Origin of the sequence: Actinokineospora sp. HUAS TT18 (genome assembly GCF_051364635.1) — a bacterium.
In the GTDB taxonomy this organism is placed as follows: domain Bacteria; phylum Actinomycetota; class Actinomycetes; order Mycobacteriales; family Pseudonocardiaceae; genus Actinokineospora.
In genome coordinates this window covers 1,199,878-1,211,711 of the sequence record NZ_CP195645.1, presented here as the reverse complement: position 1 = coordinate 1,211,711, position 11,834 = coordinate 1,199,878, and the positions used below count along the sequence as shown (strand labels likewise).

Annotated in this window: 13 protein-coding genes; 2 read left to right on the top strand and 11 right to left on the bottom strand. The window is 72.0% G+C overall.

Annotated elements, in window-relative coordinates:
• From ACSHT8_RS05440 to ACSHT8_RS05425, 4 genes are read right to left on the bottom strand one after another with little or no spacing between them, the layout of a single operon-like run.
• The gene (locus tag ACSHT8_RS05440) at nucleotides 1-435 is read right to left on the bottom strand and encodes a universal stress protein (protein ID WP_436498297.1); all 435 of its coding nucleotides are present in this window, start codon (nucleotides 433-435) and stop codon (nucleotides 1-3) included.
• Nucleotides 432-1,823, bottom strand: coding sequence for a DUF4389 domain-containing protein (locus ACSHT8_RS05435; protein WP_436498295.1), 1,392 nt, complete (start codon nucleotides 1,821-1,823; stop codon nucleotides 432-434). The genes ACSHT8_RS05440 and ACSHT8_RS05435 overlap by 4 nt, the downstream gene beginning before the upstream one ends.
• 8 nt (nucleotides 1,824-1,831) lie before the next feature.
• The gene (locus ACSHT8_RS05430) at nucleotides 1,832-2,878 is read right to left on the bottom strand and encodes a zinc-dependent alcohol dehydrogenase family protein (RefSeq protein WP_436498293.1); all 1,047 of its coding nucleotides are present in this window, start codon (nucleotides 2,876-2,878) and stop codon (nucleotides 1,832-1,834) included.
• Nucleotides 2,875-3,501, bottom strand: a complete 627-nt coding sequence (locus tag ACSHT8_RS05425; protein ID WP_436498291.1) for a hypothetical protein — start codon at nucleotides 3,499-3,501, stop codon at nucleotides 2,875-2,877. Before ACSHT8_RS05425 ends, ACSHT8_RS05430 begins: the two co-directional genes overlap by 4 nt.
• A 148-nt stretch (nucleotides 3,502-3,649) precedes the next feature.
• On the opposite strand from ACSHT8_RS05425, the gene ACSHT8_RS05420 reads away from it, so the two are divergent.
• Entirely contained in the window at nucleotides 3,650-3,907 is a 258-nt protein-coding gene (locus ACSHT8_RS05420) for a PLD nuclease N-terminal domain-containing protein (protein ID WP_436498289.1), read from the top strand.
• On the opposite strand, the gene ACSHT8_RS05415 is transcribed toward ACSHT8_RS05420, so the two are convergent.
• Nucleotides 3,875-5,470 (bottom strand): ABC transporter permease, encoded by a 1,596-nt coding sequence (locus ACSHT8_RS05415; protein ID WP_436498287.1) that lies wholly within the window; start codon nucleotides 5,468-5,470, stop codon nucleotides 3,875-3,877. The two genes, ACSHT8_RS05420 and ACSHT8_RS05415, sit on opposite strands and share 33 nt — an antisense overlap.
• Nucleotides 5,467-6,351 (bottom strand): ATP-binding cassette domain-containing protein, encoded by an 885-nt coding sequence (locus tag ACSHT8_RS05410; RefSeq protein WP_436498285.1) that lies wholly within the window; start codon nucleotides 6,349-6,351, stop codon nucleotides 5,467-5,469. Before ACSHT8_RS05410 ends, ACSHT8_RS05415 begins: the two co-directional genes overlap by 4 nt.
• 146 nt (nucleotides 6,352-6,497) lie before the next feature.
• On the opposite strand from ACSHT8_RS05410, the gene ACSHT8_RS05405 reads away from it, so the two are divergent.
• The gene (locus ACSHT8_RS05405; protein ID WP_436498284.1) at nucleotides 6,498-8,846 is read left to right on the top strand and encodes a phosphoketolase family protein; all 2,349 of its coding nucleotides are present in this window, start codon (nucleotides 6,498-6,500) and stop codon (nucleotides 8,844-8,846) included.
• A gap of 34 nt (nucleotides 8,847-8,880) precedes the next feature.
• Here ACSHT8_RS05405 and ACSHT8_RS05400 read toward each other — a convergent pair whose 3' ends face one another.
• From ACSHT8_RS05400 to ACSHT8_RS05380, 5 genes are all read right to left on the bottom strand, one after another.
• Nucleotides 8,881-9,777, bottom strand: a complete 897-nt coding sequence (locus tag ACSHT8_RS05400) for a carbohydrate kinase family protein (RefSeq protein ID WP_436498282.1) — start codon at nucleotides 9,775-9,777, stop codon at nucleotides 8,881-8,883.
• A 28-nt stretch (nucleotides 9,778-9,805) separates the two neighbouring features.
• A complete protein-coding gene (locus ACSHT8_RS05395) occupies nucleotides 9,806-9,964 on the bottom strand; it encodes a hypothetical protein (protein ID WP_436498280.1) in 159 nt (52 codons plus the stop codon).
• An 81-nt stretch (nucleotides 9,965-10,045) separates the two neighbouring features.
• A complete protein-coding gene (locus ACSHT8_RS05390) occupies nucleotides 10,046-11,113 on the bottom strand; it encodes a fatty acid desaturase family protein (protein ID WP_436498278.1) in 1,068 nt (355 codons plus the stop codon).
• 23 nt (nucleotides 11,114-11,136) lie between these two features.
• The gene (locus ACSHT8_RS05385) at nucleotides 11,137-11,580 is read right to left on the bottom strand and encodes a DUF5994 family protein (RefSeq protein ID WP_436498276.1); all 444 of its coding nucleotides are present in this window, start codon (nucleotides 11,578-11,580) and stop codon (nucleotides 11,137-11,139) included.
• 58 nt (nucleotides 11,581-11,638) lie between these two features.
• A complete protein-coding gene (locus tag ACSHT8_RS05380; protein ID WP_436498274.1) occupies nucleotides 11,639-11,791 on the bottom strand; it encodes a DUF6307 family protein in 153 nt (50 codons plus the stop codon).
• Nucleotides 11,792-11,834: the final 43 nt, after the last annotated feature.

Below are 11,834 nucleotides of genomic sequence, written 5' to 3'. Positions count from 1 at the left end.
TCACGCGGGAACGATGACCACCGGACACGTCGCGTGCCGCACGACGCCGGTGGCGAACCCGCCCACCCCGGATGCCAGGTGCGGTGCCGAGTGGTGGGCGCCGATCACCAGCAGGTCGGCCCCCGCCGCGGCGCGCGCCAGGTCGGCGCCGACGCGGCCGTCGATCACCGCGGTCACCACCTCCGGTGGCTCGGCGACCCGGGCGGTGACGTCGTCGACCAGGGCGGTCAGGTCGGCGGCCGTCGACGGCCGGTGTGGTTCGCCGTAGGGGTTGAACCCCATCGAGCTCGCGGGTACGAACGCCTGCACCGGAGCCTGGACCTGGATCGCGCGCACGGTCGCGCCGCGGTCGCGGGCGGCTTCCATCGCCCACCGCAGGGCGGTCCGGCTGCGGTCGGATCCGTCGATCCCGACCACGATCGTGGGAGTGGTCATGTCGTGCTCCTCTCGTGTGCGACTGGGGTCCGCGCGGGCCGTGGCCTGCCGACGCCGACGATGAGCGCGATGCCCGCGGCGAGCAGCAGGACGCCGAGGACCAGCAGCCCGACGGCGATCCACAGCAGGCCGGGCAGTTCCGCGGCCGCGGCGGCGGTGACCGTCACCCCCGCCGAGGCGTCGGCGTTCATCACCACGATCCGCCAGTCGCCGCTCCACAGCTGCCAGGTCAGGGTCTGGGTCCCGGTGCCGCTGACCCATTCGGTCCAGATCCCGGCCTCCCGCGGCGCGACGGCGGGCGGCCCGCCGCGGACCTCCGTCGTGGTGAGCGCTCCGTCGCGGAACTCGCCGACCTCGCTGACCGCGACACCGGCTAGGTACCGGTCGACGGCGTCGGCGGGCGCGATCCCGATGAACACCGACTGCGCCGACGTCGCCCGCAGGCGAACCGTGCCGACCACATCGGACACCGGGGACACGCTGATCGCGGTGCCGCGGACGCTGATCTCGCCAATCGTCAGCGCGTGCCCGGCACCCGCCACGGTCACCGTGCCGGTCGAGACGTAGCCGTCGGCGCCGCGGTGGACGCGGTCGGCCCAGAGCAGCCCGCCACCGCCGGTGAGGACTCCCATGGCCACCAAGGCGATGACCGCGCCGACCACGACGCCCGCGACGCGGCCGGGTGTCCACCGGGTCGGCGCGGGCGGCGCCGGGTGTGTCGGGCTCGGCGCCTGGCCTGGTTCCGTGCCGCCGGTGTCGAGCCGGAACGGCGGGTACTCGTCGGTCATGAGGGCGACGTAGGCGGCCACCCGCAGGACCCAGCGGTCCAGGCCGAGCACGAAGTCGAAGATCGACCGGGGGTAGGCGCCGGTGAACAGCAGCACGACGCCCGCGACGAGTACGAGGACGCCGATCAGGCCGCCCGCGGCCCACTGGAAGTCGTCGGACCTCCCGCCCAGCACCCAGAGCCCGCCGCCCGCGAACAGGCCGACGAGGATCAGGTGCGGGATCGCGAGCAGCCACTTGACCAACACCAGCCCGCGGGAGAGCCGTTCGGGGTAGGCGATGTCGAGTCGCGCCGGGTAGTCGGGGACGGCGTCGAGGGTGAACGGGGGATAGCGGTCGGTGCCCAGTGCGGCGTAGCCGTAGTAGTGCACCCGCCAGCTCCACCGCAGCACGCCGAGGGCGAAGTCGAACAGCGGTCGCGGGTAGCGGCCGGTGAACAGGATCGCGACGGCGGCGATGAGCCCGACTATCGGGAACGCGATCCACAGCAGGGCGAGCACGACGTAGTGGGGGATCAGCAGCAGCCACTTCACCAGCCACAGCCCGCGGGACAGCGCGGGGTCGAGGTCGGCGTCGACGCGCACAGGGGTCGTCTCAGTCATGTGAGTCCTCAGTCCAGGTCCCGGAGCAGGGCGACTTTGAGGGCGCCGGTCTCCATGGGGCGGGAGAACACGTCGTAGGCGGCCTCGATGTCACCGAGCTCGAAGCGGTGGGTGACGAACTTGTCCGCGGCCAGGTGGCCCGCAGCCAGCATCCGCAGCAGCCGCGGGGTGGAGAAGGTGTCGACCAGGCCGGTGGTGATGGTGACGTTGCGGATCCACAGGTCTTCAAGGTGCAGCGTGGCAGGCTCGCCGTGCACCCCGACGTTGGCGACATGCCCGCCGGGTCGCACGAGCGCGGTGCACAGCTCGAAGGCGGCGGGCACGCCGACCGCCTCGATCACCACGTCGGCGCCGAGTCCGTCGGTCATCGCCTTGACCTCGGCCACCGGGTAGCTCGCCGGGTCGGCGGTGGCGTCGGCGCCGAACCGCTTCGCCGCGTCGCGGCGGGACGGGGCCAGGTCCAGCGCGATGATCCGGCCGGGGCTGAACAGCTTCGCCGTGGTGATCGCGGCCAGCCCGATCGGCCCCGCGCCGACGATCGCGACCGTGTCACCCGGCTGGACCGCGCCGTTGAGCACGCCGACCTCGTAGGCGGTGGGCAGGATGTCGGACAGCATCAGCGCCGACTCGGCGGCAAGCCCGTCGGGCAGCCGGTAGGTGGAGGTGTCGGCGAAGGGCACCCGGACGTACTCGGCCTGGGTGCCGTCGACCCGGTGCCCGAGGATCCAGCCGCCGCCCCCGAGGCACTGTCCGTAGCTGCCCTGACGGCAGTACTCGCACCGGCCGCACGCGCTGATGCACGACACCAGCACCCGGTCGCCCGGCTTGACCGTGCTCACCGCCGAGCCGACCTCGGTGACCGTGCCTACGGCTTCGTGCCCCAGCACCCTGCCACTGTCCACAGTAGGCACGTCACCCTTCAGGATGTGCAGGTCCGTGCCGCAGATGGTGACCGCGTCGACCCGCACGACGGCGTCGGTGGGCAGTTCCACCCGCGCGTCGGGTACCTCGGTCCACTGTTTGCGGCCTGGGCCGTCGTAGCGCAACGCCTTCATGCCTGTTCCTCCAAGGGTTTCGTCGACGCGGATTCGGCTGCCTGCCGCACCGAGCGCAGCAGCACGCGCTCGACGACGGCGGCGAACGGGCGGACGGTGAGCCAGTACCAGCGGAACGCCCGCCTGCCCGCGTCGCCGGGAAGCACGACCCGCTTCTCGACCATCAGCAGCGTGCGGCCCGCGAAGGGGAGCGTGATGACGTGGACGACGAGCTTGCCGAACCGGGGCTCGACGAACTGGGCGAAGTCGTCCGCCGCGACCTCGCGCACGCGGGGGATGGGCCGCCAGAACGAGGCCACCAGCCCGAGCGCGAACTCCTCGTCGGGCCGCTCGCCCAGCACCGTCCACGTCGAGCCGACGGCGAGGTCGTCGAGGGTGAGCCGGGTGGGTACCCGCGGCCTGCCGCGCCTGCGCAGCCGGGACGGGAGCCCACGCACCCACACGAGGGTGTCCAGGACCCGGCTGTGTGCCTGGGTGAGGTCGAAGTGCCGCGCGGCCTGGTAGGTCGTGTGCGGGTCGGCGTCCACGATGGTCGTGGCGACCGTCCTGGTGTGGTAGATCGGGGCGAACTGGTCGGCCAGCGCGGGATGCACTGTCCGGCCGGAGATCCGGATGTCAGTCATGAGGAACACCGCCTTGGTGTCGTTGTCCTGCCTTGAGCCTGGGTTCGTGGACCGGCGGGCCACAGGGAGGGAGGTCCCGACTCGGGCGGGTCCAAGGACGCTGGGCGCCAGGAGTCGCGGGCGGCCAGGCTCGGCCACACAATCACCGATGGGAGGCGACGTGATGGCGCGCAAGAGGTGGAGTGAGCTCAGCCCGACGGCGCGGGCCGCCGTGGTTGTCATGGGGGTGGTTCAGGTGGGTTTGGCGGCGGTGGCGTGGACCGACCTGGCCCGTCGGCCGCGTGAGCGGGTCAACGGGCGCAAGGCCGTGTGGGCGGCGGTGATCGGGATCAACTTCGTCGGTCCGCTCGCCTATCTCCGCTGGGGCCGCCGGTCAGTCGATGTCCCTTCGGCGCAGGCCGACTAGGCCCACGGTGATGGCCGCCGCGGCGGCGGTGAGCAGCCCGGCGATCGGCACCCAGGTGAAGGCGCCGCCCGGCAGCTTGGGCACGTGGACGAAGGGCGAGAGGTCCATCAGCCACTGGTCCACGCCCAGCACCGGGCCGAGGTCGCCGAGCAGCATGAAGGCCACCAGGGCGACCCAGCCTGCCGCGGCGAGCCGGGGCGTGAGGCCGTAGGCGGCCATGGCCAGCCCGGTGAGCACCCAGGCCGCGGGCACCTGGACCAGCGCACCCGCCAGCACCCGCCCGAACTGCGCGGGCTCGCCCAGTTGGGCACTGTGGGCGGCTGCGGCGGCCACACCGGCCGCCACCAGCAGGACCGTGGTTCCGGCCAGCGCGATCACCAGGTGGCTCGCCGCCCACCGCGGCCTGCTGACCGGGGCGGCCAGCACCAGTTCGGCCCGGTGCTCGACCTCCTCGGCGTGCAGCCGCGCCCCGGCCTGGACGCCGTACGCCGAGGCGATGATTCCCAGGACACCCAGCATCGCGGCCAGGACGGTGTCGGTGAGCGCGGCCTCGCCGCCCAGTTGGGCGAACAGCTCGCGGGCCTGGTCACTGTTGAGCATGTCGGCCGCGCTGTCGGCGACGCTGCCGACGAGCAGCCCGTAGCCGACGAACCCGGCCGTCCAGCCGAGCAGGGTGCCGCGCTGCAGCCGCCACGCCAGCGTCAGCGGCCCACGCAGCCAACGCCCCGGCTCGGTGGGACCGGGCCGCTCGGCCAGCACCCCCGCGCCGAGGTCGCGCCGCGCGGCCAGCACGTAGGCGACAGCGGTCATGGCCGCGGCGAAGCCGAGCGTGAGCAGCACTACCCACCAGCGGTCGCCTGCGAAGGGCCGGAACTGCTGGCCCCAGCCGATGGGGGACAGCCAGGACAGCCACCGCGGGCCGTCCTCGGGCGCGGTGTCGCCGACCGCGCGGACCGCGTACACGACGCCGAGCACCGCCACGGCCAGCCCGATCGCCGCCCGCCTGCTCGAAACGAGCTGCGCGGTGACGGCGGCGACGGCGGCGAACGCCGTCGCCACCGCGGCCCATGCCAGCCCGAAGACGAACGCCCCGCCCGCCGGGAGCCCGACGGCCTGCACCGCGACGGCGGTGATCAGTCCCAACAGGATGTTCGCGCCGAGCACGACGGCCAGCGCGGCGGTCAGTGGGGCGAATCTGCCCACCACGCCGGACCCGACCAGTTCCAGGCGACCGGACTCCTCCTCGGCCCGGGTGTGCCGCACGACCAGGACAACGGCCAGCACGGCGAGCAGCAGCGCCCCGGTCGCCAGCGCCTTGAGCATCGCCAGCGCCCCGACGGACGCGGGGTCGTGGACGCGCCCGTACAGCGCGACCATCGCCGGGGTGTCGTTGAGCGCGTTCGCGGCCTGCACGACCGACGCGGTGGTCGGGTAGAGGTCGATGGTCGCCGCGGCCGAGGTGGCCGCGAGAACGACGAAGGCCAGGATCCACGCGGGCAGCAGGATCCGGTCGCGCCGCAGCGCCAGCCGGATGAGCGCGCCGGTGCCGAGCAGCGAGTTCACGCCGCCACCTCGTAGTGGCGCAGGAACAGCTCCTCCAGCGTCGGCGGCTGGCACACCAGGTCCCGGATCCCCAGGCCGCTGAGCACCCGAAGGGCGGCGTCGAGCTGTTCGCTGTCGACCTGGCAGCGGATCCGGCTGCCGTCCACGTGCAGGTCGTGCACGCCGGGCAGCCTCGCCAGGCCGTTGGGCGCTCCGATCAGGTCCGCGTGCACCGAGGTGCGCGTCAGGTGACGCAGCTCGGTGAGCGACCCGCTGTCGACGACCCGACCGCCGCGGATGATGCTGACCCGGTCGCACAGCTTCTCGACCTCGGCGAGGATGTGGCTGGCCAGCAGCACCGTTCGGCCGTCGGCGACCGCGTCGTCGACGCACTCCTCGAACACCGCCTGCATCAGCGGGTCCAGCCCGGCTGTCGGCTCGTCCAGCACGAGCAGCTCGACGTCGGCGGCCAGCGCGGCGATCAGCGCGACCTTGCGCCGGTTGCCGGTGGAGTAGGAGCGGCACTTCTTCGTCGGGTCCAGCTCGAAGCGCGCCACCAGCGCCGCGACCCGCTTCTGGTCGAGACCGCCGCGCAGCCTGCCGAGCAGCCCGATCACCTCGCCGCCGGTGAGCGTCGGCCACAGCGTCACCTCACCCGGCACGTAGGCGAGCCTGCGGTGCAGGGTCGCGATGTCGCGCCAGGGATCGCCGCCGAGCAGCCGCGCCGAGCCCGCGTCCGCCCGCACCAGGCCGAGCAGGATTCGCAGGGCGGTGGTCTTCCCCGCGCCGTTGGGGCCGAGCAGCCCGTGCACCTCGCCCGAGCGGACCCTCAGGTCCAGCCCGTCGAGCGCGCGGGTCCGGCCGAACCTCTTGCACAGGCCAGAAACGGTGGTCGCGTCCATGGCGGTGACTGTGCGGCCCGCCTGCCCGTCGGTGACAGGGTCCAAAGCAGTGGTTCGGTCGGGCGGTCGGCGGGACCTAAGGTCCCTGCCCGGCAGGGACCGCCGCCCGCGTCGCCGACCGGCTGCCGCGGGCCAACCTCAAGTCCATGACCACGCAGACTCTGGGAACCGAGACCGACGCCATGGTGCTGCGGCGGGTGGACGCCTGGTGGCGGGCGGCCAACTACCTGTCCGTCGGCCAGATCTACCTGCTCGCCAACCCGCTGCTGCGCGAGCCGCTGCGGCCCGAACACATCAAGCCGAGGCTGGTCGGGCACTGGGGGACCGTCCCCGGCATCACCCTCACCTACGCCCACCTCAACCGCGCGACCATGCGCCACGGCCTCGACGCCATGCTCGTGACCGGCCCAGGCCACGGCGCCGCCGCGCTCAACGCCGCGGCCTGGCTCGAAGGCACCTACTCCGAGCTCTACCCCGAGGTCGGCCAGGACGAGGCGGGTATGGCGGCGCTGTTCCGCCAGTTCTCCTTCCCCGGAGGCGTGCCCAGCCACGCCTCGCCGCACGTGCCTGGCTCCATCCACGAGGGCGGCGAACTCGGCTATTCGCTGGCCCACGCGACCGGCGCCGCGTTCGACCACCCCGGCCTGATCGTGGCCTGCGTGATCGGCGACGGCGAGGCCGAGACCGGGCCGCTGGCCGCTAGCTGGCAGGCACCCACGTTCCTGCACCCGTGGCGCGACGGCGCCGTGCTGCCCATCCTGCACCTCAACGGCCACAAGATCGCCAACCCCACCGCCTACTCCCGCATCCCGCCCGAAGCGCTCGCGGGCATCCTGCGCGGCCACGGCTGGGACCCCGTCGAGGTCACCGGATCGGACCCGGCCGCGGTCCACCGCGCCTACGCCGCCGCGCTCGACGAGTGCGTGGCCAGGATCGAGCGGGTCCGCACCGGCTCGGCGCACGGCAGGCCGATGATCGTGCTGCGCACCCCCAAAGGATGGACCGGGCCGGACCGCGTCGACGGCCACCAGATCGAGGGTTCGTGGCGCTCCCACCAAGTCCCGCTCACCGGCGTCCGCGAGAACCCGGCCCGCCTGGCGATGTTGAGCGACTGGCTGATGAGCTACCGACCCACCGAACTGTTCGGTGTGGACGGTGCCCCGGCGCCCGCCCTGGCGGCCTGGCACCCCGGCGGCGACCGCCGCATGTCAGCCAATCCCATCACCCACGGCACACGGCAACGGGACCTGCGACTGCCCGACCCGGCCGCGCACGCGATCACGGTGACCGCCCCCGGCCAGGTGACCGCGCAGGCCACCAGCGTCCTCGGCGAGTATCTGCGGGAAGCCGTGGCACGCAACGACGACAACCTGCTGCTGTTCGCCCCCGACGAGCACGCCTCCAACCGCCTCGACGCCGTGTTCGACGTGACCGGCCGCCGCTGGCAGCTCCCCGTCGAACCGCAGGACCAACACCAGTCACCGACCGGCCGCGTCGTCGAAGTGCTCTCCGAGCACCTGTGCCAAGGGTGGCTGGAGGGCTACCTGCTCACCGGCAGGCACGGTCTTTTCTCGACCTACGAGGCGTTCGCCCACGTCGTGGACTCCATGGTCGCCCAGCACGCCAAGTGGCTGCACACCGCGGACACCGTCACCTGGCGACGCCCGGTGCCCAGCCTGAACTACCTGCTGACCTCCCACGTCTGGCGCCAGGACCACAACGGCGCCTCCCACCAGGACCCCGGGTTCATCGACCACATCCTGTCCAAGCGCCCCGAGGTCACCCGCGTCTACCTGCCACCGGACGCCAACACCCTGCTCTCCGTCGCCGACCACTGCCTGCGCGGCCGCGGCCTGGTCAACGTGATCGTCGCGGGCAAACAGCCCGCCCCGCAGTACCTCACCGCCACCCAGGCCGCCGCGCACTGCGCCCAAGGGTTGGGCGTGTGGGAATGGGCGGGCACCGAGCACGACGGCGACGCCGAGGTCGTGCTGGCCTGCGCGGGCGACGTCCCGACCCTGGAGACCCTCGCCGCGGTGCACGTCCTGACCGACCTTGTCCCCGACCTGCGCGTCCGAGTGGTCAACATCGTCGACCTGACCCGCCTGTTCGCCCCGGAACGGCACCCCCACGGCCTGCCCGAACGCGACTACACCGAGGTGTTCACCCCCGACCTGCCGGTCGTCTTCGCCTTCCACGGCTACCCGTGGCTCATCCACCAGCTCACCTATGACCGGCCCGGCCACGACAACCTGCACGTCCACGGCTTCCACGACCAAGGCGCCACCACCACCCCGTTCGACACCTGCGTGCGCAACCACATCGACCGCTTCCACCTCGCCTTGGCCGCGCTGGAACGAATCCCCCGCGTCGCGGGCCGCATCGGTCACCTCCGCCAGCGAATCCTCGACCGACTCGCCGAACACGACCACCACATCCGCCACACCGGCGACGACCTCCCCGCCATCCGCGACTGGACCTGGCACCCGGCGTGAACTCGGCTTCGCCTCCGACACCCGGACCGGGACGTCATGTCCGAAATGGACTGTCGTGGTGGTCGGCGGACGTGGTCGTCGGAGCCAGGTTCGGCGACGCCAGGCAGCGGGTGGCCTGTTCGGCTCCGGCGGCCATCGCGGCGACCATGTCCGACCCGGCGAGGTGGGCCACCAGAAACCCGGAGAAGAACGCGTCGCCCGCGCCGTTGGTGTCGACGATCTCCTCGATCGGCACGGCGGGGACCCTGTGGACGGCGCCGTCGGCCACGCCCAGCGCGCCATCGGCGCCCAGCGTGGCGACGGCGGGCTTGCCGAGCGACTTCAGCAACGCCAGCAGCCCGTCGTCGTCCCGGCCGGGTCCGTCCCTGAAGGCGTCGTCATTGAGGAACACATGGTCGGCGGCGGCCACGAAGTCACGGTGGAAGTCCGCGACGCCGTCGTAGGAGTGCAGGTCGCACCACACCGGCACCCCGGCCGCGCGGGCGGCGGCGAGCAGGGGACGGGCGTGCTCGGCGAGATCGATCACCGCGGCGTCGGCCGCCGCCATGGCCGCGAACGCCCGCTCGTCGTGCCGGGCGTCGCGCAGTTCCGGCAGTTCGAGGTAGATCGACACCCGTCCGCCGTGCGGGTCCATCAGGTTGAGGTGCTGCTCGGTGGCGCCGTCGGCCACCTCGGCGATCACCTCCACGCCCGCGCGTTCCAGCACGTCGAGCACGGCCCGCCCGAGATCGTCGTCGCCGACGACTGTCCGCAGAGTGACCTGCGCGCCGAGTGACGCGAGATTCAACGCCTTGCCCGCGGAGGTGCCGCCGACCGCCATCCAGTGCCTGTCCGCGAACACGGTGTGCGGCCGTGCCTCCGGCAACCGGTCCAGGACGACGAGCCGGTTCCATGAAACCGGCCCCGCGACGAACACCTTTGGTTTGCCCATGCCGGCCATTGTGGGGCACGGGAACGTGTCAACGGCGAAGAGTCGCGCGGCGGACGAAGCCGATGACGGCGGTGCCGACGAACAGCACGATGCCGACGATGGCCAGCCACATCAACCCCTCGAACGCGAACCCGACGACTGCGGTGATCAGCCAGAGCACGAGCAGGATCACAATGAGGATCAGCATGACAACCTCCTGGTCGGCGGAACGGCGTCCCGCCATCTGTGTGACAGCGAATGGCCTGGGCGCCCCCGTGGAATGCTCACGTCAGCGAGTCGTCGCACGTACTCGCCGCCGCGCGTCCTCCGCGCGCAAGGGCGCGCCGACCTCGTGCAGGTAGCGCAGGATCTGGGCGTAGGACATCAGCAGGCCACCGGCGCTGTAGCTGATCCCCCGGCTGGCGCAGAACGCCCGCACGAGGGGCTGGGCGCGGCGCAGCGTGGGGCGGGGCATGCTGGGGAACAGGTGGTGCTCGATCTGGAAGTTCAGCCCGCCGAGCGCGAAGTCGACCCAGCGGCCGCCGGTCACGTTGTGGGAGGTGAGGACCTGCTTGCGCAGGAAGTCCAGGTGGTGCCCCGCGGCCAGTGTCAGCATGCCCTTGTGGTTCGGGGCGAATGAGCATCCCATGTACAGGCCCCAGAGACCCTGGTGCACGGCGATGAACACGAACGCCTTGCCAGGCGAGAGGACCAGGAACACCGCGGTGAGGTAGCCGGCGATGTGCGTCGCCAGCAGGGTCGCCTCGACCCACCTGGCTTTGAGCCCGCCGCGCCACACGGCCTTGACCCCCGACCAGTGCAGATCGAGCCCCTCCAGCAGCAACAGTGGGAAGAAGAGGAACGCCTGGTACTTCACCGTCCATCGCAGGAAGCCTCGCTTGGCGCGGCTCTGCCGCGGGGTGAAGGCCAGCGGGGCGATGTCGATGTCCGGGTCGGCGCCGTCCACGTTCGGGTTGGCGTGGTGCCGGTTGTGCTTGTGGACCCACCAGCCGTAGCTCATCCCGACCAGCCCAGCCAGCCCGATCCCCAGCGCGTCGTTCGCGCGACGGCGGGGAAAGATCTGCTTGTGGCCGGCGTCGTGGCCGAGGAACGCGACCTGGGTGCAGGCCACCGCCAGGAACGCCGCGGTGAACAGCTGCCACCATGTGTCCCCGAGCACGGCGAAGACCACCCAGGCGCCCGCGAAGGCCAGCAGCGTCAGCGTGCCCTTCACCGCGTAGTGCACCGGGCGCCGCCGGAGCAGGCCCGCCTTGGTGATGATGTCCAACAGGTCAGCGAAGTCGCTTCGCTGCCTGGTACCCGACGCCGCACGGGTCGATGACGTGGCCGATTCCATGGCTCCACCTCCTGACGGTGACCTCACCGCGGCGCCCGCAGGCGCCCGCCTTCGCTTTCCCAGCGCTGTCGGGCAGAGGCCAGCCCGTCGGCTCCCAGCAGCGCCTCGGGGCTCTCCACGTCGCCCGCCGCCGAGGCTGCCCTCAGTACACGCTCGGCGGTCCAGGGATCGGTTTCGGGCGGAACCGTCAGCAACGTCAGGCGTCGCTTCCCGTCGGAACCGACCACCGTCAGCGTGTCTTGGTGCTGTGACTGGAATCCTTCGAGGCGCACCACTCCGCCCCCGAGGATCAGCCGACGGCTCGGGGGATTCCAAGCCGTGAGGTTGTAGGTGACCCGCTCGGCGTGCCCGAGATCATCTGCCAGTGCGGCGAGCAGCGGCGGCAGTTCTTCGGCCAGGTTCTTCGTCGACGGCCACCATGCGCCGTCGACGAAACCCGCGGGAGAGCCTGGGGGCTTCACCGCCACCCGCGCCGTCCGCCGCTCCGGGCTCGTCCTGACCAGTGTTTCGTCTCCCATGGTCGCCTCAGCGGATCTTCTCGGGGATCTCCTCCAGCGTCCGCAGCAACCGGATCGCCAGCTCGTGGGCCTGTTCGGCGGACAGCGGCGAGTTGGTCTTCACCACGTCCTCCACCAACTTCACCCGCTGCTCGTAACGGGACAAGAAGACCGTCTCCATCTCCAGCCTCACCCTTCTCCGGTGGCGCATGTCTTGATCTCCT

Coding starts and splice junctions, on each gene's coding strand:
- ACSHT8_RS05440 (WP_436498297.1), bottom strand. CDS start 435: ATGACCACTCCCACGATCGTGGTCGGGATCGACGGATCCGACCGCAGC.
- ACSHT8_RS05435 (WP_436498295.1), bottom strand. CDS start 1,823: ATGACTGAGACGACCCCTGTGCGCGTCGACGCCGACCTCGACCCCGCG.
- ACSHT8_RS05430 (WP_436498293.1), bottom strand. CDS start 2,878: ATGAAGGCGTTGCGCTACGACGGCCCAGGCCGCAAACAGTGGACCGAG.
- ACSHT8_RS05425 (WP_436498291.1), bottom strand. CDS start 3,501: ATGACTGACATCCGGATCTCCGGCCGGACAGTGCATCCCGCGCTGGCC.
- ACSHT8_RS05420 (WP_436498289.1), top strand. CDS start 3,650: ATGGGAGGCGACGTGATGGCGCGCAAGAGGTGGAGTGAGCTCAGCCCG.
- ACSHT8_RS05410 (WP_436498285.1), bottom strand. CDS start 6,351: ATGGACGCGACCACCGTTTCTGGCCTGTGCAAGAGGTTCGGCCGGACC.
- ACSHT8_RS05405 (WP_436498284.1), top strand. CDS start 6,498: ATGACCACGCAGACTCTGGGAACCGAGACCGACGCCATGGTGCTGCGG.
- ACSHT8_RS05400 (WP_436498282.1), bottom strand. CDS start 9,777: ATGGGCAAACCAAAGGTGTTCGTCGCGGGGCCGGTTTCATGGAACCGG.
- ACSHT8_RS05395 (WP_436498280.1), bottom strand. CDS start 9,964: ATGCTGATCCTCATTGTGATCCTGCTCGTGCTCTGGCTGATCACCGCA.
- ACSHT8_RS05390 (WP_436498278.1), bottom strand. CDS start 11,113: ATGGAATCGGCCACGTCATCGACCCGTGCGGCGTCGGGTACCAGGCAG.
- ACSHT8_RS05380 (WP_436498274.1), bottom strand. CDS start 11,791: ATGGAGACGGTCTTCTTGTCCCGTTACGAGCAGCGGGTGAAGTTGGTG.